At 69.2% G+C, this 20,858-nt stretch carries 20 protein-coding genes; 13 read left to right on the top strand and 7 right to left on the bottom strand.

The window, feature by feature from the left end; genetic code table 11:
* Positions 1 to 13: 13 nt before the first annotated feature.
* From ACWDMM_RS23510 to ACWDMM_RS23480, 7 genes are all read right to left on the bottom strand, one after another.
* Entirely contained in the window at positions 14 to 940 is a 927-nt protein-coding gene (locus tag ACWDMM_RS23510; RefSeq protein ID WP_449939561.1) for a cation diffusion facilitator family transporter, read from the bottom strand.
* Positions 941 to 1,014: 74 nt separating this feature from the next.
* Positions 1,015 to 2,235 carry a mannose-6-phosphate isomerase, class I gene (manA, locus tag ACWDMM_RS23505; protein WP_449939559.1) on the bottom strand — a complete coding sequence of 407 codons (1,221 nt, stop codon included), beginning with the start codon at positions 2,233 to 2,235 and terminating at the stop codon, positions 1,015 to 1,017.
* Positions 2,235 to 3,437, bottom strand: a complete 1,203-nt coding sequence (locus ACWDMM_RS23500; protein WP_195082037.1) for a serine/threonine-protein kinase — start codon at positions 3,435 to 3,437, stop codon at positions 2,235 to 2,237. Before ACWDMM_RS23500 ends, manA begins: the two co-directional genes overlap by 1 nt.
* 118 nt (positions 3,438 to 3,555) lie before the next feature.
* On the bottom strand, positions 3,556 to 4,932 hold the full coding sequence (locus ACWDMM_RS23495; RefSeq protein ID WP_195082036.1) for a phosphomannomutase/phosphoglucomutase: 1,377 nt from the start codon (positions 4,930 to 4,932) through the stop codon (positions 3,556 to 3,558).
* Positions 4,933 to 4,984: 52 nt separating this feature from the next.
* Entirely contained in the window at positions 4,985 to 5,365 is a 381-nt protein-coding gene (locus tag ACWDMM_RS23490; protein ID WP_039800382.1) for a DUF3499 domain-containing protein, read from the bottom strand.
* A gap of 291 nt (positions 5,366 to 5,656) precedes the next feature.
* On the bottom strand, positions 5,657 to 6,136 hold the full coding sequence (locus tag ACWDMM_RS23485; protein ID WP_168434228.1) for a metallopeptidase family protein: 480 nt from the start codon (positions 6,134 to 6,136) through the stop codon (positions 5,657 to 5,659).
* A 124-nt stretch (positions 6,137 to 6,260) separates the two neighbouring features.
* A complete protein-coding gene (locus ACWDMM_RS23480) occupies positions 6,261 to 6,494 on the bottom strand; it encodes a WhiB family transcriptional regulator (protein WP_029901515.1) in 234 nt (77 codons plus the stop codon).
* 492 nt (positions 6,495 to 6,986) lie between these two features.
* Between ACWDMM_RS23480 and cofD the strand changes: the two genes are divergently transcribed.
* The 13 genes from cofD (at position 6,987) to lpqB (ending at position 20,687) form a co-directional block, all read left to right on the top strand.
* Entirely contained in the window at positions 6,987 to 7,985 is a 999-nt protein-coding gene (gene cofD, locus ACWDMM_RS23475) for a 2-phospho-L-lactate transferase (protein WP_397071459.1), read from the top strand.
* Positions 7,982 to 9,328, top strand: coding sequence for a coenzyme F420-0:L-glutamate ligase (locus ACWDMM_RS23470; protein ID WP_357207839.1), 1,347 nt, complete (start codon positions 7,982 to 7,984; stop codon positions 9,326 to 9,328). The genes cofD and ACWDMM_RS23470 overlap by 4 nt, the downstream gene beginning before the upstream one ends.
* 37 nt (positions 9,329 to 9,365) lie before the next feature.
* On the top strand, positions 9,366 to 9,884 hold the full coding sequence (locus ACWDMM_RS23465; protein ID WP_357112839.1) for an NUDIX hydrolase: 519 nt from the start codon (positions 9,366 to 9,368) through the stop codon (positions 9,882 to 9,884).
* Between the two features lie 177 nt (positions 9,885 to 10,061).
* Positions 10,062 to 11,312, top strand: coding sequence for an alkane 1-monooxygenase (locus tag ACWDMM_RS23460; RefSeq protein WP_195082033.1), 1,251 nt, complete (start codon positions 10,062 to 10,064; stop codon positions 11,310 to 11,312).
* A complete protein-coding gene (locus ACWDMM_RS23455) occupies positions 11,309 to 11,482 on the top strand; it encodes a rubredoxin (RefSeq protein WP_195082032.1) in 174 nt (57 codons plus the stop codon). The genes ACWDMM_RS23460 and ACWDMM_RS23455 overlap by 4 nt, the downstream gene beginning before the upstream one ends.
* The gene (locus ACWDMM_RS23450; protein WP_043730863.1) at positions 11,479 to 11,661 is read left to right on the top strand and encodes a rubredoxin; all 183 of its coding nucleotides are present in this window, start codon (positions 11,479 to 11,481) and stop codon (positions 11,659 to 11,661) included. Before ACWDMM_RS23455 ends, ACWDMM_RS23450 begins: the two co-directional genes overlap by 4 nt.
* 40 nt (positions 11,662 to 11,701) lie before the next feature.
* Complete coding sequence (locus ACWDMM_RS23445; RefSeq protein WP_195082031.1) at positions 11,702 to 12,322, top strand: TetR/AcrR family transcriptional regulator; 621 nt, start codon at positions 11,702 to 11,704, stop codon at positions 12,320 to 12,322.
* 190 nt (positions 12,323 to 12,512) lie between these two features.
* Complete coding sequence (locus tag ACWDMM_RS23440) at positions 12,513 to 13,694, top strand: alkane 1-monooxygenase (RefSeq protein ID WP_195082030.1); 1,182 nt, start codon at positions 12,513 to 12,515, stop codon at positions 13,692 to 13,694.
* A gap of 60 nt (positions 13,695 to 13,754) precedes the next feature.
* Positions 13,755 to 15,239, top strand: a complete 1,485-nt coding sequence (gene ahcY / locus ACWDMM_RS23435) for an adenosylhomocysteinase (RefSeq protein ID WP_449939554.1) — start codon at positions 13,755 to 13,757, stop codon at positions 15,237 to 15,239.
* A gap of 182 nt (positions 15,240 to 15,421) precedes the next feature.
* Complete coding sequence (locus ACWDMM_RS23430; protein ID WP_449939552.1) at positions 15,422 to 16,069, top strand: dTMP kinase; 648 nt, start codon at positions 15,422 to 15,424, stop codon at positions 16,067 to 16,069.
* A 78-nt stretch (positions 16,070 to 16,147) separates the two neighbouring features.
* Positions 16,148 to 16,825, top strand: coding sequence for an MtrAB system response regulator MtrA (mtrA, locus tag ACWDMM_RS23425; protein WP_039800350.1), 678 nt, complete (start codon positions 16,148 to 16,150; stop codon positions 16,823 to 16,825).
* Positions 16,822 to 18,867, top strand: coding sequence for an MtrAB system histidine kinase MtrB (gene mtrB / locus ACWDMM_RS23420; protein ID WP_449939549.1), 2,046 nt, complete (start codon positions 16,822 to 16,824; stop codon positions 18,865 to 18,867). The genes mtrA and mtrB overlap by 4 nt, the downstream gene beginning before the upstream one ends.
* Positions 18,864 to 20,687, top strand: coding sequence for an MtrAB system accessory lipoprotein LpqB (lpqB, locus tag ACWDMM_RS23415; RefSeq protein ID WP_357207844.1), 1,824 nt, complete (start codon positions 18,864 to 18,866; stop codon positions 20,685 to 20,687). The genes mtrB and lpqB overlap by 4 nt, the downstream gene beginning before the upstream one ends.
* Positions 20,688 to 20,858: the final 171 nt, after the last annotated feature.

Genomic DNA, 20,858 nt, shown 5'->3' with positions numbered 1-20,858 from the left:
GGTCGCCGGGTCGTCAACTCTGGGCGGGCTGGGTGCGGTAGAGATCGGGTTCGAGGTAGATGACGCGCGCTGCGGGCACGGCGGTGCGAACGCGGGATTCGGCGTCGTCGATGGCGCCTGCGATCGCCGCGATGTCGAGGCCGGGAACGACGCCGATCTTCGCGGCCACGAGCAGTTCCTCGGGCCCGAGGTATTGCGTCTTGAGGTGGATCACCCGATCGATGCGGGTCTCGTCGATCAGGTTCGCGCGGATCAACCGGTTCTCCTGCGGCGTGGCGCCCTCGCCGATCAGCAGGCTCTGCATCTCCACGATCAGCACGATCGCGATGACGCCCAGCAGCCCGCCGATGGCCAGCGTGCCGATGCCGTCCCAGACCGGGTCGTCGGTGAGCATGGTCAGGCCGACGCCCGCGAACGCGAAGATCAGGCCGATCAGCGCGCCGGTGTCCTCCAGCAACACCACCGGCAGCTCGGGGCTGCGCGAATTGCGGATGAACCGCCACCAGCTCGCGTCCCCCTTCAGCGGCGCGGACTCGCGTATCGCCGTGGTGAAGCTGTAGGTCTCCAGCGCGATCGCGATCACGAGGATGACGACAGCCACGATCGGCGAACTCAGCTCCTCCGGATGCTGGATCTTGTGGATGCCCTCGTAGATGGCGTAACCCGACCCGAGGGTGAACAGCACCAGCGCCACGATGAACGAATAGAAGTAGCGGTTGCGCGCGTAGCCGAAGGGGTGCAGCTCGTCGGCTTCCTTCGCGGCGCGCCGCTGGCCCAGCAGCAACAGCCCCTGGTTGCCCGTGTCGGCCACGGAGTGCACGGCCTCGGCGAGCATCGACCCCGATCCCGTGATCGCCGCACCGACGAACTTCGCCGCGGCGATCCCCGCGTTCGCGGTCAACGCCGCGACGATCGCCTTCTTGCCACCGCCAGCCGACATGGAAGCGTGTCCTCTCTGTTTTCGAGATACCAGCGAACAGACTAGGACACCCGGAAACCGGCGTTCCGGATCGGTCAGCCGATCGCGCCGACGGACGCGCAGAACAGCTGGACGGCACCGTCCACCGCCTGCGCGCGAATATCGGTGTCGGCGGCGGAGATCCACGCCGCCGCACCCCGGGTGAGCTCCAGCGACGAGTCGTTCCGCAACAGCCGCACCGTGCCCGCCGTGCACAGTACGATCGCCGGGCCCGCCGGGGTCAGCGGCACCCGCGCGGAACCGGCGACCAGATCGAAGCGGCGCAGCGCGAACTCCGACGTGGGCGTGCGATAGCGCACCGACCCGTCACCGGCGGGCTCGGGCAGCACCGCGGGCAAGTCGATCGGCTCGAAATCCAGCACGCGCAACAATTCCGGCACGTCGACGTGCTTGGGGGTGAGGCCGCCGCGCAGCACATTGTCGGAGTTGGCCATGATCTCCACGCCGACCCCGCGCAGGTAGGCGTGCAGATTCCCGGCCGCGAGGAACAATCCCTGGCCCGGCTCCAGGGTCACCCGGTTCAGCAGCAGCGCCGCAAGCACGCCCGCGTCGCCCGGGTAGGCCTCGGCCAATTCGAGCGTCGTGCGCGCCTCGGCCGTGAACTCGCGGGCGCCCTTGCCCGACAGATACCGCACGCAGCCGTCGAGCACCTCGGGCAGCAGCGTGGCCAGCACCTGCTGCGGCAGCGTGATCCACGTGGTGAACAGGGTGCGCAGGCCGGCCTTGTCCGGTTGCGCGGCAAGCAGTTCGCAGTAGGAGCGCAATCCGTCCACCGCCAGCGCGCGCAGCAACGCGACGGTGCGGTGCGGATCGCGGAAGCCGGCCAGCGCCTCCAGCCGGTCCAGCGCGACGATCAGCTCGGGTTTGTGGTTGTCGTCGCGGTAGTTGCGCAGTGGCGAGTTCAGCGGCACCTTCGCGCGGTTCTCCCGCTCGAAACCGGCCCGCGCCTGCTCCGTGCTCGGGTGGGCCTGCAGCGACAGCGGCTCCTCGGCGGCCAGGATCTTGAGCAGGAACGGCAGCTTCTCGCCGAATCGGGTTGCGACCCAGCCCAGTTCCCGGCTCGGGTCGGCGGCGATCAGTTCCTGCAGCGAGACGGCGTCGGTGCCGGTCTTCACGTACGCCGGATCGGCCGGGTGGGCGCCGAACCACAGTTCGGCCTCCGGATGCGCCGACGGCACCGGCCTGCCGCACAGCTGAGCGAGCGCGGTGCGCGAGCCCCAGGCATACGAGCGCAGCGCACCAACGAGTTCGTGCACTAGTAGCTTCCCCCGTACTGCTCCTGGCTGTCGGCCGGTGCGGTGCGCGAGCCGATCAGCCGCAGATAGGCGGCCGCCATCTCCAGTCGCAACGCGAGCACCGCGAGCTGTTCGAGTTCGGTGCCGTTGGCGGGCACGGCCTCTTCGGCATGGGTCTGCGCGGGCGCGGCCGGGTCGGTCATCTCCGTGTGCAGCAGGTCGACGTCGGCGTTCACCAGATCGGCGTCGACCATGCTCGCCGCCTCGCCGCCGAACACCGCGATGCGCCTGCGCGCGGCCGCCCGATCGCGATCGGCGCTGAGCACGAACACCCGGATGCGTTCCACGGGCGCGGGGCCGTCCAGTTCCTCGTCGTGGAACAGCGGGTCGTAGCCGGGCGCGGATTCGCCCGCCGCCTCGGCCATCCTGGTCCGCGCGGCCACGGCTTCGGCCAGATCCACCGCGGTGGCGACCTTGCCCGCGGACTGCAGCAGTACCTCGGCGCCGTGCTCGGCCAGTTCGGCGGCGGCGGGCGAATCGCCCGCGAGCACCACGCCCCGCTGCTGCATCCGGGCGGCCAGCGTCTTGGCGGGGTTGTGGAAGACCTCGTTGTGCGGGCCGTCGCGCAGCGCCTCCGCGTCCAGCACGTCGGCCAGGTCGGCGAGTTCCGGGACCACGGCTCCGGTGCGCTGGGGGTCGACCGCGCGCAGGACCGCGATTCCGGCGGCCAGGAAGCGCAGCAGGCGGTTGTACCCGAGCACCTGCACCCGGGGTTCCAGCACGGCGGCGCGCCCTGCCGCGGCGGCGCGCAGCGGCCCCTCGTGCGGCGCGGCGACGACCACCTCGGCGCCGCGGCGCAGCGCCCGGTCGACGGCGTCGATCAGGCGCGGATCGCCCGCGTCATCGCCGGAGACCAGCACGACGTCCAGCGGCCCCACCCAAGGGGGCAAGGCGGCGGCGGGCACGACGGGCAGACCCGCCCGGTCGCCGAGCGCGGCCACGAGCAGTCCGGCGGCGCGTGCGGCACGCCCGGAACCGGAGACCAGCACCACGCTGCGCGGTCGCAGATCGGCCAATCGGGCCAGCGCGTCCTCACCGACGGCCGCCGCGGTGGCGCGGACCTGGGCGCCGCCGGAAGCGGCCGAGCGAAGGGCGCCGCCTGCGTCGGCGGCCTCGAGTGAAGCGGCATCGTCGAGGTCGAGCACCGGTGTTCCAGCGATCATCGGGCGTCCCACCTCCCCTCATCGCGCTGTGTCTTTTCCGCCCCCGCGCCCACCCGGTCCAGCTGCCACACCGAGACCGAGACGGACGAATCCAAGGCCTGTGATTCCACTATTCCAGTCAGGAGCGAACGATGCCCAGGATCTCGGTCACGAGTGCGTCTACTTCCTCCGCCGATCTGGCTTCGACGTTCAGCCGGAGCAACGGCTCGGTATTCGACGCGCGCAGGTTGAACCAGGCGTTGTCGGCCAATTGCACGGTCACCCCGTCCAGCCGGTCCACCGAATGCGCCCGGTCGGCGAAGGCGTCGACGACGGCCAGCGTCCGCTCCGCGGCGTCGGCCACGGTGGAGTTGATCTCCCCGGAAGCCGCGTAGGTGGCGTAGGACGCCATCAGCTCCGACACCGGCCGGTCCTTCTCACCCAGCGCGGCCAACACGTGCAACGCCGCCAGCATCCCGGAGTCGGCGCCCCAGAAGTCGCGGAAGTAGTAGTGCGCGGAGTGCTCGCCGCCGAACACCGCTCCGGTGGCGGCCATCTCCTGCTTGATGAACGAGTGCCCGACCCGCGTGCGCACCGGCGTTCCACCCAGCTCGTGCACCAGCTCCGGCACGGCGCGGGAGGTGATCAGATTGTGGATGATCACCGCGCCGGGCTCCTTGGCCAGTTCGCGCTCGGCCACCAGGGCGGTGATCGCCGAGGGGGACACCGGGTCGCCGTTCTCGTCCACGACGAAGCAGCGGTCGGCGTCGCCGTCGAACGCGAGGCCGATGTCCGCGCCGGACTCGCGCACCAGCTTCTGCAGGTCCACCAGGTTCGCCGGGTCCAGCGGGTTGGCCTCGTGGTTGGGGAAGGTGCCGTCCAGCTCGAAGTACAGCGGCACGATCGTCACCTGGGGCAGCGCGCCGAGCACCGCGGGCACGGTGTACCCGCCCATGCCGTTGCCCGCGTCCACCGCGATGGTGAGCGGGCGGATGCCGCCGAGATCGACCAGGCCGCGCAGGAAGTCGGCGTACTCGGTCAGCAGGTCGAGTTCGGTCGCGGTGCCGCGCTCGCCCGCGTACGCGGGCACGCCGTCGATCAGTTCGTTCTTGATGGTGGCCAGCCCGGTGTCCTGACCGACCGGAAGGGCCTTGGCGCGGCACAGTTTGATGCCGTTGTAGCGGGCCGGGTTGTGGCTGGCGGTGAACATGGCGCCGGGACAGTCCAGGCGGCCGGAGGCGAAGTACAGCTGGTCGGTCGAGGCCAGGCCGATGTGCACCACGTCGAGGCCCTGGCCGAGCGCGCCGTCGGCGAAGGCGGCCGACAGCTCGGGGGAGGAATCGCGCATGTCGTGCCCGATGACGATCCGGCGGGCGCCTTCGGCGCGCATCAGCCGCGCGAAGGACGCGCCGACGTCCCTGACGAATTCCGCGTCGATTTGGTCACCGACAACACCGCGAACGTCGTAGGCCTTGATCACCGCGTTCACGAATTCGGCAGAGCGGGCGACTGTCATGCCCAACACCCTAGTGGTTGCGCCGGACCGGTCCGACACCGTCCTGGTCCGATCAGGACGGCGGGTCGGGCAGCACGCGCAGATGGCCGCGGCGACCCGTGCGCGTGGTGCGCGGCGGCGGGGGAGCGTAGTCGCGATAGCCGCGCTGCTCGCGCTCGGGAGGGCGGCGGCGCAACCCCGCTTCCCGCACCGCCTCGGCGAGCGCGGTCAGATCATCGTCATCCGGTGTGCTGGAGGAGAACCCGCCTTCGTGGCGAACCAGTTCCCAGCCCTTCGGGGCGGTGATGCGTGAGCCGTGCGTTTCGCAGAGATCCCAGGAGTGCGGTTCGGCGACCGTCGCGAGTGGTCCGACGACTGCCGTCGAGTCGGAGTACACATAGGTGAGCGTCGCGACGGCCGGATTCTTGCAGCCTGGTCGGCAGCAACGACGCATGGGAATCACGCCGATGAGAGTAACCCCCCTGGCGCGTCGATGGGGACAGACACGCTTGAAGAATCTCGGTCCGTGCGTCGCGGAACGAGGGCAGCACGAGGTTCCGCGGGGCCACGACGTGCCCCGCGGTGAATCCGGACGTCACCCGGCGCCACGCGCGGGCGCCGATGTCCGCACGCGCGACGCCAGTGGTCGGTCATGGCATGCGCACCGGAGTACCCAGCCGGTGACCGCCTACACACGCTTGCCCCCAGCGCATTCGGGTGCCGCCGCCGCGCGGATGGGTGCGATTCACTCCGCTTCCGGATCGATCACGTCCGGATCGACGCCGAGGTAGGTCGCGACCTGCTGGACCAGCACTTCGCGCAGCAGATCGACGAGGTCGTCGGGGTCGCTGGCGCGCAACTCGAGCGGCTTGCGGAACAGCACCACCCTGGCCCTGGTCGCCGCGCCGTGCCGGTCGACGCCCGCCGGGATGAGCCGGGAGAGCGGAACCGGGCCGTCGGCGACGACCTCGTCCGGCCAGGTGACCGAATCGGGATGCAGCGGACGGATTTTCGGAACGTCGTCGACCGCGATGTCGAGCTTGGTGAGCCGGTCGTGCCAGCGGGAGTCCAAGGGGGCGAACGCCTCGAGCACCAGCCGGTCGAACTTCTGGCCTCTGGTCCGCCAGGCCGGCACGGTGGGTGGCAGCATCGGTCCGCGCACTCCGCGGCCGCGGCGGATCACCGACCGCGCGGTCGGCGGTCGACGCTTACGGGAACGTGCCATGAGAGAAAATCTAGGCCAGTCGGCTCCGGCCGTCCGCATCGAGGCGGTGGGAGATCTGTCGGCCGTGTCGCGCGTGCCCGGAGCGCCCCGGTGGACGGGCGGCTCCGGGCATCGCGGATGTCTGTCAGCCGATGCCGCGCTTGAGGCGGCGGCGCTCCCGCTCGGAGAGGCCGCCCCAGATGCCGAAGCGCTCATCGTGCGCGAGCGCGTATTCCAGGCACTCGTCGCGGACCTCGCAGCCCATGCAGATCCGCTTGGCCTCGCGGGTGGAGCCGCCCTTCTCGGGGAAGAACGCCTCCGGATCGGTCTGCGCGCACAGGGCGCGCTCCTGCCACTGCTCTTCGATGGATTCGAACATCTCGTCGAAGCCGGTCACGACCAGGCTGAGCCGAGGCGCCGTGACTCCGTCACCCCCCTCTTGGTCCTTCCAGCCGCCGTTATCTGCGCAGACGCCACGTGCTGCGCCTGCTGTGGAATCGGTCGGCGAGACCATCTCGTTGGCCATCGCTCCGCCTCCTCACTGTGTGTTAGCGCAGAATGATTCTTTCCGTCGGACCAACACGCGCACCGACGGCCATACCCCGCGACGTTGTCCCGCGGACGTCCCCGAGCTTGTCACACCGATGCGAACGTCTGTTCGAAAAGTCGTTCGCGCGTTGATCTCTCGCGCGAACCCGGAATGACATGACTGTGATTAGACACGCCGGACGCGTCGATGGTCAAGCCGCCGTCGCTATTCCGTTACTATCCGCAGCCGCATTCCGAGTCCCTCTTGTGATGTGCGATAGCAAATGTATAGCAAATTTGCCGCGAACGGGAGACTTCGCGTCAGCGCATAGGCTGTGCGGATGTGACTGGACAACAAGCGGACGCCACGCCCGCGAACGGACCCCGGATCGCCGTGCTGGTCGGCGGTGTCGGTGGCGCGCGTTTCCTTCAGGGCGTCCGGGAACTGCTGCCCGAGGCGGACGTCTCCGCGATCGTGAACGTGGGCGACGACGTCTGGATGCACGGGCTCAGGATCTGCCCCGACCTCGACACCTGCATGTATACGCTGGGCGGCGGCATAGACACCGAGCGCGGCTGGGGCCGGGTCGGCGAGACCTGGCACGCCAAGGAAGAGCTCGCGAAATATCACGCCCAGCCGGACTGGTTCGGCTTGGGGGACCGTGATATCGCCACGCATCTGATCCGCACCGAAATGTTGCGCGCCGGATACCGGCTCTCCACCGTCACCGAGGCGCTGTGCAACCGGTGGCAGCCCGGCGTGAAACTGATCCCGGCAACCGACGATCGCTGCGAAACGCATGTCGTGGTGTCCGATCCGGACAACCCTGGCGAACGGCGCGCGATCCATTTTCAAGAGTGGTGGGTTCGCTACCGCGCGAACATCGACACCCATGGATTCGCCACAATTGGCGCCGATGAAGCCAAACCTGCCCCAAATGTGATCGATATCATAGAATCCGCCGACGTGGTCCTGCTCGCGCCGTCCAACCCCGTCGTCAGCATCGGCGCCATCCTCGCCGTGCCCGGTATCAGGGGCGCGCTGCGCACCACCCCGGCGAAGGTGATCGGCGTGTCGGGAGTGATCGATGGCAAGCCGCTGCGCGGTATGGCCGACGAGTGCCTGTCGGTGATCGGGGTGGAGACGACGGCCGAGGCGATCGGCCGGTACTACGGCGCCCGCTCGGCCACGGGGATCCTGGACGGCTGGCTGATCCACAGCACCGACGCCGCCGATGTGCCGGGAGTCGAGGTGCGTAGCGTCCCGTTGTTGATGACCGACCCGCCGACCACCGCCGAGATGGTGCGTCAGGCGCTGGATCTCGCTGGAGTCGCCTTGTGAGCACACCGATCGACCACGCGGCAGGAGAACTGCGCATCCTGCCCGTCACCGGGCTGCCCGAATTCCGGCCCGGCGACGACATCGCCGAGCACATCGCCCGCTGCGCGCCCTGGCTGGCCGACGGCGACGTGCTCGTGGTCACCAGCAAGATCGTCGCCAAGGTCGAGGGACGCATCGTGGAAGCGCCGCTGGATCCGCAGGAGCGCGACGCGGTCCGGCGCAGTCTCGTCGACCAGGAGGCGGTGCGGGTGCTCGCGCGCAAGGGCCGCACCCTGATCACCGAGAACAAGCTCGGCATCGTGCAGGCCGCCTCCGGCGTGGACGGCTCGAACGTGGAGCGGGGCGAGCTGGTGCTGCTGCCCACCGACCCGGACGCCAGCGCCAAGGCGCTGCGCGCCGCGCTCGCCGACCGGCTGGGCGTGACGGTCGCGGTGGTCGTCACCGACACGATGGGCCGGGCCTGGCGCAACGGGCAGACCGACGCGGCCATCGGCGCCGCGGGCCTGCGGGTGCTGCACGATTACGCGGGCGCGGTCGACGGTCAGGGCAACGAGCTGTTCGTCACCCAGGTGGCCGTGGCCGACGAGCTGGCCGCCGCCGCGGACCTGGTCAAGGGCAAGCTCGGCGGCGTCCCGGTCGCCGTGGTGCGCGGGCTTCCGATCGTCGACGACGGATCCGGCGCCGCCGATCTGCTGCGCGGCGGCACCGACGACCTGTTCTGGCTCGGCACCGAGGAGGCCATCGAACGCGGGCGCAAGGAGGCCATCCTCCTGCGTCGCTCGGTCCGCCAGTTCTCCGACGCTCCGGTCGATCCCGAGCGGATCCGCTCGGCGGTGTCGGTCGCGCTGACCGCGCCCGCTCCGCACCACACCCGCCCGGTGCGGTTCGTGTGGCTGCGCACGCCGCAGCTGCGCACCCGGCTGCTCGAGGCGATGGCGGACAAGTGGCGCGCCGATCTGGCCGCCGACGGCCTGTCCCCGGAACGGATCGAGCGCCGGGTCGCGCGCGGCCGCATCCTGTTCGACGCGCCCGAGGTGATCATCCCGTTCTGCGTGCCCGACGGTGCGCACGACTATCCGGACGAGCGCAGGCGGGCCGATGAGCGCACCATGTTCACCGTCGCGGTGGGCGCGGCGGTGCAGGGCCTGCTGGTCGCCCTCGCCACCGAGGGCATCGGCAGCTGCTGGATCGGGTCGACGATCTTCGCGCCCGAGGTCACCCGGGACGTGCTCGGCGTGGCCGAGGACTGGAGTCCGCTTGGCGCCGTCGCCATCGGTCATCCGCTCGAGGAGCTGACCCCGCGGCAGCCGGCGAGTGCGGGCTCGGGGCTGGTCGAGCTGTGAAGCGCCGCGATTCGGCGGCGGTGGGGAAGCGGCTCCGGTGAGCGCGGAATCACTGCGCGCTTCGGCCACCGACCTGCTCGAGACGTGGCGCCCGGGCACGGATCCGGAGCGATCGCTGCGTGAGGCGATGCTGGCATTCCTCGGTTCGGCGCCGCGTGGTTGCCTGCGCGAGCACGCGCCGGGCCACATCACCGCCTCCGCGGTCGTGTTCTCCCACGACGGTCGCGAGGTGCTGCTCACTCTGCACCCGCGGGTCGGGCGCTGGATCCAGCTCGGCGGCCACTGCGAAGAGCGGGACGAGACGGTCGCGGACGCCGCGTTGCGCGAGGCCACCGAGGAGTCCGGCATCGCGGGCCTGCGGCTGGAACCGGGACTGTACGGCGCCCAAGCGCATCCCATCACCTGCTCCCTCGGCGTTCCGACCAGACACCTGGACCTCCTGTTCCGCATCACCGCCCCCGCGGGCGCGCTCCCGGTGCGAAGTCACGAATCCACCGACCTGCGCTGGTGGCCGGTGCACGCCTTGCCCGCCGACGCCGACGTGCTGTTGCGCTGAGTCGGCCACCCGACGAGCCCCGGCCGGAGTCCCCTCCGGCCGGGGCTTTCTCGTTCTCTCGCCGCGTGGTTTACAAATTGCCGCATTTGTCTAGACAAGCGACAAATGTCCGTCTATCGTCCACAAGTGAGGTAATGCACGTCACATGTGGCGTGCTCTTCGGGAATGGAGACGACGATGTCGACGCACGCCGACGCGTCCGCCCAGCCGGTCGAGGTACCGGCGTGGCGGGATCGCAAGCGCTATATGTGGCTGTGGGGTCTGTTCGCCCCGGCCGGCCTGTTCCTCATCGGCCTGCCGCTGATCTGGGGACTCAACGAGTTGGGCTGGCATCGCCTCGCGCAGGTGCCGTTCTGGCTCGGGCCGATCCTGGTCTACGTGCTGATCCCGATCGCGGACATCTTCTTCGGCCCGGACGGCGACAACCCGCCCGACGAGGTGATGGAGTACCTGGAGAACGACAAGTACTACCGCTACCTCACCTACCTGTACCTGCCCTTCCAATACGCCACGCTGGTGATGGCGGCCTACCTGATCACCGCCGACGACGTGAGCTGGCTCGGCATCGACGGCGGGCTGCACGTGGTGGACAAGATCGGACTGGCGATCACCGTCGGCATGATCGGCGGCATCGGCATCAACACCGCGCACGAGCTCGGCCACAAGAAGGTGGACCTGGAGCGCTGGCTGTCGCGGATCGCGCTGGCCCAGTCCTGCTACGGGCACTTCTACATCGAGCACAACCGCGGCCATCACGTGCGGGTCGCGACGCCGGAGGACCCGGCGAGTTCCCGTGTGGGCGAGACGTTCTGGGCCTTCTGGCCGCGCACCGTGTGGGGCAGCCTGAAGTCGTCCTGGCAGTTGGAGAAGGTGCGGCTGGACCGGCTCGGCAAGAAGCCGTGGAGCCTGCGCAACGAAGTGCTCAGCGCCTGGCTGATGTCGGCGGTGCTGTTCGCGGTCTTGATCGCGGTGTTCGGCATCGAGCTGCTGCCGTATCTGATCCTGCAGGCCGTGGTGGGCTTCAGCCTGCTGGAGGCGGTCAACTACCTGGAGCACTACGGCCTGGTGCGGCAGCGCACGGCGAGCGGCCGGTACGAGCGCCCCGCCCCGGTGCACAGCTGGAACAGCGACCACATCGTCACCAACATCTTCCTGTACCACCTGCAGCGGCACAGCGACCACCACGCCTACCCGACCCGGCGCTACCAGACGTTGCGCAGCTGGGACGGCGCCCCCAACCTGCCCAGCGGCTACGCCAGCATGATCCTGCTCGCCTACTTCCCGCCGCTGTGGCGTCGCGTCATGGACAAGCGCGTGCTCGCGCACTACGGCGGCGACATCACCCGGGCCAACATCGATCCCGGCAAGCGGGAGAAGGTGCTGGCGCGCTACGGCGCGCGGAAGGCTGCCGAAGGGGACGAGGCATGAGCGCGTATCGCTGCCCCGTCTGCGACTACGTCTTCGACGAGGCGAAAGGCGCTCCGCACGAGGGCTTCCCGCCGGGCACCCGGTGGGAGACGGTGCCGGATGATTGGTGCTGCCCGGATTGCGGCGTGCGGGAGAAGATCGATTTCGAGCCGATAGGGGCAAGGAAATGACCGAGTACAAGCTGTATCAGTGCATCCAGTGCGGCTTCGAATACGACGAAGCCGAGGGCTGGCCGGAGGACGGCATCGCGCCGGGCACCCGCTGGGACGACATCCCCGACGACTGGACCTGTCCGGACTGCGGCGCCGCCAAGGCGGATTTCTACATGGTCGAAATCGAACGGTCGTGAGATTTTGACTGCGGCGGGCGCCCGTGACAGTGTCGCGGGTATGCCGCGCACCGGAACCAGGATTTCCTACCAGGAGGCCGCGCGGGACCTGCTGCGGACGTCGGTGCTGGACGCGATGCGCGAGCTGCTCACCGAGCGGGACTGGTCCAAGATCACCCTCGGTGACGTCGCGGCCAGGGCGGGGGTGAGCAGGCAGACGCTGTACAACGAGTTCGGCTCCCGCGCAGGCCTCACCCAGGCCTACGCCCTGCGCCTGGCCGACTTCCTGGTCGATCATGTGGACGCCGCCATCAACGGCAATGTCGGTGACGTCCGCGCCGCGTTCCGCGACGGTATGGCGAACTTCTTCTTCGACGCGGCGTCCGACCCGCTGGTGCAGTCGTTGGTCGCGGGTGAGGTGAAGCTGGATCTGCTGCGCCTGATCACTCTGGACGCGGGACCGTTGCTGGAGCACGCGACCGAACGTCTCTCGCGCGCCTTCCAGCACAGCTGGGTGGCTTCGACGGCGGCCGAATCGGACGTCATCGCGCACGCGCTGGTGCGGATCGCCCTCAGCTACATCCCTACTCCGCCCGGCCCTGGCCGCGACGCGCCCGCGGAATTGAGCGCGCTGCTGAGTCCCTACGTCGAAGCGATCCTCGCCGCGCGCGTGCAAAGCTGAGCCCGAATGAGCAACCGGCTCGCGACTGGCGCACATGCAGCACATTGAAAACAGACTGTGCGGCTTGTAATAGCGATCACGTCTCAACCCACGGCTTGGTTGTAACAGACAACAAGTCAAGAAGTATTCTCAGGCGACGGTGTTCGGGTCTTCTTCGAGTGGGGCAAAAGTGCAAACGGTTGGCAAATCGATGGGATCGCCCGATCCCAAGCGCCATCTGTGGGTTCTCGGCTTGCTTCCGCCCGCGTCGGCATTGCTGCCGTCGCAGCTGGTGCTGCACACCGGCCTGGACGTCTTCTGGTGGATCGGCCCGATCATCGTGCTGATCGCCATTCCGCTGCTGGACTGGTCGATCGGCGTCGACGGCACCAATCCGAAGGACGAGGACTACGAGCGGCTCTCCAACGACCGGTACTACCGGTGGTGCACCTATCTGATGCTGCCCGTGCAGCTGATCGGCTTGGTGATCGCGAGCTACATGTGGGCCGGCGACGAGCTGAGCGTGGTCGACAAGCTCGGCCTCGCCGCCACCCTGGGATTCGTCAGCGGCATCGGCATCAACGCCGCCCACGAACTCGGGCACCGGGTCGAGCGAATGGAGCGCTGGCTGGCCAAGATCGCGCTCGCGCAGTCCGGTTACGGGCACTTCTTCGTCGAGCACAACCGCGGCCACCACGTGCGGGTGGCGACTCCCGAGGACCCGGCCAGCGCTCGTCTCGGCGAGTCGCTGTGGGAGTTCTTGCCGCGCAGCGTGTCCGGCAGTTTCCGCTCGGCCATCGCCCTGGAGCGGGAGCGCCTCGCGCGCAAGGGCACGGGCTGGTGGAGCGTGCACAACCACATCCTGCAGGCCTGGTCGATGACGCTCGTGCTGTTCGGCGGCCTCGTCGCGGCGTTCGGCTATCAGGTGCTGCCGTGGCTGCTGCTGCAAGCCGTGATCGGTTTCGGTCTGCTGGAGACGGTGAACTACGTCGAGCACTACGGCCTGCTGCGGGCCCGCCGACCGGACGGCAGGTACGCCCGCTGCTCGCCGCGCGACAGCTGGAACAGCGACCATCTGGTCACCAACATCTTCCTGTTCCACTTGCAGCGGCACAGCGATCACCATGCCAACCCGGGCCGCCGCTACCAGACGCTGCGCACCTCCGAGCAGGCTCCGCAACTGCCCGCAGGCTACGCCGCCATGATCGTGCTCGCCGCCATTCCGCCGCTGTGGCGGCGGGTGATGGACGCCCGCGTCCTCGCCCACTACGGCGGCGACATCACCCTGGCGAACGTCCAGCCGCGGAAGCGGCGCCGCTTGCTGGCGGCTCGCGGCGTCCCGGCGGGAGCCGAGCCGGAGGCCGGTCCGCGTCTGGGAGGGACGGCCGCGTAGACCGGGCCGGGTCGTGAGCGACTAGCCTTGCCTCGGTACTTGCCGAACCAGGAGAGGCTGATGACCACCTCAGAACTTCCCGCACGCACGTCGTTGACCGCCGATGTCCGCAACGGCATCGACTACAAGGTGGCGGATCTGTCGCTGGCCGATTTCGGCCGCAAAGAGATCCGTCTGGCCGAACACGAGATGCCCGGTCTGATGGCGCTGCGCCGTGAGTACGCCGAGGTGCGGCCGCTGCAGGGCGCGCGCATCTCCGGCTCGCTGCACATGACCGTGCAGACCGCGGTGCTGATCGAGACCCTGACCAGCCTCGGCGCCGAGGTTCGCTGGGCCTCCTGCAACATCTTCTCCACCCAGGACCACGCGGCCGCCGCCGTGGTCGTCGGCCCCAACGGCACCGTCGAGGAGCCGAAGGGCACCCCGGTGTTCGCCTGGAAGGGCGAGACCCTGGAGGAGTACTGGTGGGCCGCCGAGCAGATGCTCACCTGGCCGAGCGAGCCGGCCAACATGATCCTCGACGACGGCGGCGACGCCACCATGCTCGTGCTGCGCGGCGCGCAGTTCGAGAAGGCCGGCGTGGTGCCGCCGGAGGACGAGAACCACTCGGCCGAGTACAAGGTGTTCCTGAACCTGCTGCGCGAGCGCTTCGAGTCCGACCGAGGCAAGTGGACGAAGATCGCCGAATCGGTGCGCGGCGTCACCGAGGAGACCACCACCGGCGTGCTGCGGCTCTACCAGTTCGCGGCGGCGGGCGAGCTGGTGTTCCCGGCGATCAACGTCAACGACTCGGTCACCAAGAGCAAGTTCGACAACAAGTACGGCACCCGCCACTCGCTGATCGACGGCATCAACCGCGGCACCGACGTGCTCATCGGCGGCAAGAAGGTATTGATCTGCGGCTACGGCGATGTCGGCAAGGGCTGCGCGGAATCGCTTGCCGGACAGGGCGCCCGGGTGCAGGTCACCGAGATCGACCCGATCAACGCGCTGCAGGCGCTGATGGACGGCTACGACGTGGTGACCGTGGAGAAGGCGATCGGCGATGCCGACATCGTCATCACCGCGACCGGCAACAAGGACATCATCACCCTCGAGCACATGAAGGCGATGAAGGACCAGGCCATCCTCGGCAACATCGGTCACTTCGACAACGAGATCGACATGGCCGCGCTGGAGCGTTCCGGCGCAACGAAATTGAACATCAAGCCGCAGGTCGACCTGTGGACGTTCAAGGAGACCGGCCGCTCGATCCTGGTGCTGTCGGAGGGTCGTCTGCTCAACCTCGGCAACGCGACCGGCCACCCGTCGTTCGTGATGTCCAACAGCTTCTCCAACCAGGTGATCGCGCAGATCGAGCTGTGGACCAAGCCGGAGGAGTACGACAACGAGGTCTACCGGCTGCCGAAGCACCTGGACGAGAAGGTCGCCCGCATCCACGTCGAGGCGCTCGGCGGCGAGCTGACCAAGCTCACCAAGGACCAGGCCGAGTACATCGGCGTCGATGTCGAGGGCCCGTACAAGCCGGAGCACTACCGCTACTGAGCCCGCGTAACCACCGGGGTCGCCGGCGCCTGAAGGTGTCGGCGACCTCCGGGGTCGCGTGCGGTGCCATGGCCGCCGTACGAGGACCGGCACGCGCGTTCCCGCAGCCCCTGCTCAGCCCGGCATACACGCTGGTGAGGTGGTGTCGGTTCCTGCTGCGAGGCGGGGTATTGTGCCAGGTCATGGGAGTGCTGATAGCGGTCGAGGGGCTCGACGGCGCCGGTAAGCGGACGCTGATCGAGCGGGTGGTCGCGGAGCTGCGCGGTCGCGGGCTGCGGGTCGCGACGATGGCCTTCCCGCGCTACCGCGTCTCGGTGCACGCCGACCTGGCCGCCGAGGCGCTGCGCGGCGCGCACGGCGACCTCGCGGGCTCGGTCAGCGGCATGGCGCTGCTGTTCGCGCTGGACCGCGCGGACGCCGCGGACGAGCTGTCGAAGCGGTTGGCCGACAACGACGTTGTGCTTCTCGACCGTTACGTCGCTTCCAACGCCGCCTATTCGGCCGCCCGCCTCGGGCAGTCGGCGGACGGTGAAATCGTGGACTGGGTGGGCGAATTGGAGTTCGGCAGATTCGCCCTTCCCGCTCCGGCGCTGCAAGTGTTGCTGGACGTTCCCGTCGAACTCGCGGCCGAGCGTGCCCGCAGGCGTGGCGAACTCGACGCCGAACGCGCGCTCGACGTCTACGAGCGCGACGGCGGTCTGCAGCACCGCACCGGCGCGGTGTACCGTGAGCTGGCCGAACGCGACTGGCGCGGACCGTGGTGGACATACCGATCCGAGGACGGTCCGGCTACGCTGGCCGCGCGCATCGCCGAAATCGTTGGTCGATAAGGTTGGCTGTGCCGCGGGTTCGCACCAGTGTTGGCGTGGCGGCCCGATCCTGGCCTGGGAGATGACAACATAGTAGTTATGAAGCCGAAGATTCTGGTCGTCGACGACGATATGGCACTCGCTGAGATGCTCACGATCGTCTTGCGCGGGGAAGGGTTCGACCCGCATGTGGTCGGCGACGGCACACAGGCCCTGGCGGCGGTTCGCGAGATCCGCCCCGATTTGGTGCTGCTGGACCTGATGCTGCCCGGCATGAACGGCATCGACGTGTGCCGTGTGCTGCGGGCCGATTCCGGGGTTCCGATCGTGATGCTCACGGCGAAGACCGACACGGTCGACGTCGTGCTCGGTCTGGAGTCCGGCGCCGACGATTACATCGTCAAGCCCTTCAAGCCGAAGGAGCTGGTGGCCCGGGTGCGGGCCCGCCTGCGCCGCACCGAGGAGGAGCCCGCCGAGCTGTTGTCGATCGCCGATATCGTGATCGATGTGCCCGCGCACAAGGTCAGCCGCGGCGGCGCGCAGATCTCGCTGACGCCGCTGGAGTTCGACCTGCTCGTCGCCCTGGCCCGCAAGCCGCGCCAGGTGTTCACCCGTGAGGTCCTGCTCGAGCAGGTCTGGGGCTACCGGCACGCCGCCGACACCCGCCTGGTGAACGTGCACGTGCAGCGGTTGCGGGCGAAGGTCGAGAAGGATCCGGAGAACCCGGAGATCGTGCTGACCGTCCGCGGTGTCGGTTACAAGGCCGGACCGCCGTGATCCATGGCGTCCTCGCGCGTCTGGAACGATCGCTGGCTCCGGTGGTGGCCTGGTTCCAAGCGGTCGGCATTGCCCTAGGCCACCTGTGGCGTCGTTCGCTGCAATTGCGCGTCATCGTGTCGACGCTGACGTTGTCGCTGATCGTCATCACGATCCTCGGTGTCGTGCTGACCAGCCAGATCACCGACCGGCTGCTGGACGCCAAGATCAACGCTGCGGTCGAGGAGATGGACCGCGCGCGCAACACGGTGGAGAGCCAGCTGGCCGGTGTGCACGACATCGGCGCGCAGCCGCAGCGGCTGGAGGAGGCCCGCAACGCGCTGTCCAACCGCGGCGGCAGCGGGCAGTCCACCGGCGCCGCGGGCAGCTTCGTCTCTGCGCTGAGCGTCATCGGCGGTATGCCGCCGCAGCAGATCCCGCGCGGCCCGATCCAGGAAGTGCCCGACGAGCTGCGCCGGTTCGTGCAGCGCAACCAGGTCAGCTACCAGTTCGCCACCGTCGAGGACGCGGATGGCTACAGCGGTCGCGCGCTGATCATCGGCAGCCCGAGCGCCGAGATCCCGACCCTGGAGATCTACCTGATCTTCCCGCTGGCCAACGAGGAGCGCAGCCTGTCGCTGATGCGCGGCACCATGCTGGTCGGCGGCATCGTGCTGCTGGTGCTGCTCGCCGCGATCACCGCGCTGGTGACCAGACAGGTGGTCCTCCCGATCCGCTCCGCCGCCCGGATCGCGGGCCGGTTCGCCGACGGCAGGCTCAAGGAACGCATGCTGGTGCGCGGCGAGGACGATATGGCCCGGCTGGCCCAGGCGTTCAACGAGATGGCCGAGAGCCTGTCCAACCAGATCACCCAGTTGGAGGAATTCGGCAATCTGCAGCGCCGGTTCACCTCCGACGTCAGCCACGAGTTGCGCACGCCGCTCACCACCGTGCGGATGGCCGCCGACCTGATCCACGGCAGCAGCGACGACCTCGATCCAGCCCTCGCCCGCAGCGCCGAGTTGCTGGTGAACGAACTCGACCGGTTCGAGGGCCTGCTCAACGACCTGCTGGAGATCAGCAGGCACGACGCGGGCGTCGCCGAACTCCAGGTCGAATCGCTGGATGTGCGGATGTGCGCGCGGGCCGCGATCTCGACCGTGCGGCACCTCGCCAAGGACGCCGGTGTCGAGATCGTCAGCGACATGCCGGAGGACCCCTTGGTCGCCGAGGTCGATCCGCGCCGGGTGGAGCGAGTGCTGCGCAATCTGCTCGCCAACGCGATCGACCACAGCGAGGGCAAGCCGGTGCTGATCCGGATGCGCGGCGACGCCGAGAGCAACGCGGTCGCGGTCGTCGTGCGGGACCAGGGCGTCGGCCTTCGGCCCGGCGAGGAGAAGCTGGTCTTCAACCGCTTCTGGCGTTCTGATCCGTCTCGCATGCGCCGCTCCGGCGGCACCGGCCTCGGTCTGTCGATCAGCGTGGAGGACGCGAACCTGCACGAGGGCAGGCTCGAAGCGTGGGGCGAGGTCGGGGTCGGCGCCAGCTTCCGGCTGACGCTGCCGCTGGTGCGTGGCAAGAAGCTCGGCCCGAGTCCGCTTCCGCTGGAGCCCGCGCGCAAATCCATGCATGTGGTGGAGCCGGAACCGCCGGTCGATCGTGAGGCGACCGAATCCGAAACGGCGCGACCGGCCGCCGCCGAGCCGGGTGCCGCGCAGGTGACGAACGCCGTGGGGCAAGGCGCGCAGGCGGACGCTGCCGATCCGGTCGGTGTGCCTCCGGCCGGCGTCGAGACCACCGAGCCGGACCCGGTGCGTTCGGAGAGCGGAAGCGAGTCGGCCGGGACGGGCAGCGGTGAGCCGGACGCCGCGGAGGCGGAGGGCGGCGCAGCGGCGGAGCCGAGCGCGAGTGGTCGGCCCGCAGCGGCCGAAAGCACGGTGACGCCCACCGACAACGCGCAGGCCGAACAGCAGCCCGCGTCCGGGTCGAATGGCTCGCCCGCGTCGGAGTCGGCGCAGGCCGGGGGCGGCGGTGCGCGCGAACCGGGGGACGTACAGTCATGAGAATGCGTGTCGGATCTGCGCGGATGCGGCGGCTGACCGTGCTGACAGCGGCGGTTCTCGCGGTCGTGATGCCGCTCACCGCCTGTGCCAGCCTGCCCGAGTCGTCCGCGCCGGAGGCGCTGGGCACCATCAATCGCGAGCCCACGTCCGAGGGCCCGCCGCCCCCGGTCGCCAACCGTGATCCGGATCTGCTGCTGCGCGATTTCCTCCAGGCCACCGCCGATCCGGCCAACCGGCATCTGGCCGCCCGGCAGTACATGACGCCCGCGGCCTCCACCCAGTGGGACGACGCGGCGGGCACCGTCATCGTCGAGAAACCCGACACCCTGCGGGAATCGCGCTCCGGCGACAAGGCCAACTATCTGATCCGCGCGCGCAAGGTCGGCGAGCTGTCCGCGGACGGCGGTTACCGGCCCAACGACGACATCCCGTTCGTCGAGAACAAGATCGAGCTGACCAAGATCGACGGCGAGTGGCGCATCGATGAATTGCCCGACGGTGTGGTCATGGACTCCACCGCGTTCTTCAAGTCCTACCGCCGCTACACGCTGTACTTCATCGATCCGAGCGGCAATATGGCCGTGCCGGATCTGCGCTGGCTCGCGGTGCCCAAAGCGCAGCTGACCCAGCGGTTGATCAGCTCGCTGCTGGAGGGGCCGCAGCCCACGCTGTCGTCGGTGCTGCACAGTGAGTTGACGCCGCCGATCGCGCTGCGCGGGACGATCACCAAGGCCAACGGCGACCCCGACGGCGTCGGCATCGGGCTCGGCGGCGTGCGGATCGACTTCGCCGGCGCGTCGGCGCTGAATCCGCGCGAGCGCGAACTACTGGCCGCGCAGGTGGTGCTCACGTTGTCCAGCGCCGACATCCTCGGGCCGTACATGCTGCTCGCCGACGGCAAGCCGCTGGACGAGCGTTTCGCCGCCAACGGGTGGAACGTGGCGGACGTGCAGCAGTTCAATCCGGCCGCCGCCGCCCGCAACCCCATCGGGCTGCACGCGCTGCGCGGCGGCGGGCTGGTGCAGATCGCCGACAACGGCGGTATCACGCCCACGCCCGGCTACTTCGGCGGAGTGAACAATCTGCAGTCCGCGACGCTGTCTCCGGATGGTCAGTTCGTCGCCGCGGTGGCCGAAGCGGGACGACCGCCGGGCGTGCCGTCGCGGACGCTGATGGTCGGCACATACGGCGGCAACGCTTTTCCGGTGGCCGAGGGCTTCACCATCACCCGGCCCTCGTGGACCGCGGACGGCAGCGCGGCATGGGCGGTGGTCGACGGTGACCGGGTGATCCGCGCGGTCAACGATCGCGGCACCGGAAACGTTTCGGTACAGAACGTCGACATCTCCGGATTGACGGCGGCCTCATCGGCCACGGCGCCCCGGCTACCGATCACCGAGCTGCGCATCTCCCGGACCGGGGTGCGGGCGGCGATGATCGCCGACGGACGGGTCTACGTGGCGGTCGTCGTGCCGCAGCCGGACGGGAAGCTGGCGCTGACCTCGGCGCTGCCCGTCGGTGTCGGGCTCAGCACGGCCGCGGTGTCGGTGGACTGGCTCGACGCGGACACGATCATCATCGCGCGCGAGGGCAATGTCGACCCGGTGAGCACCGTGTCGGTCGACGGCTCGGAGCCGACCCCGCTGACGTCGCAGAATCTCACGGCGCCGGTGCGCTCGGTGAGCGCGAGCCCGGACCACCAGTACGTCGCCGACTCGCGCGCGGTGCTGGAGCTGACCTCCGCGCCGGATCAAGGGCAGCCCTACTGGCGTGAGGTGCCGGGGCTGGGCGCGAACGCCATCCCCGTCCTGCCCGGCTGAGCGGCGACCGGTCGCGAGTACGAAGGAACTCGTGCTCGGCGCGATCGCACGGGAGGTTGCGGCAGCGGTTCGTGCGCGGCGTAAACGGCTTCGCCGCAAGGTATCAACGCTCTGCTAGGCGCAATGTCGTCTGCCTGATCGAGCGAATCTGTCGGAGCGCGGGCGCACACT

This window comes from Nocardia sp. NPDC003726, assembly GCF_053586955.1.
The sequence above is the reverse complement of the archived record's forward strand: the minus strand, read 5'-3'. Positions and strand labels throughout refer to the sequence as shown.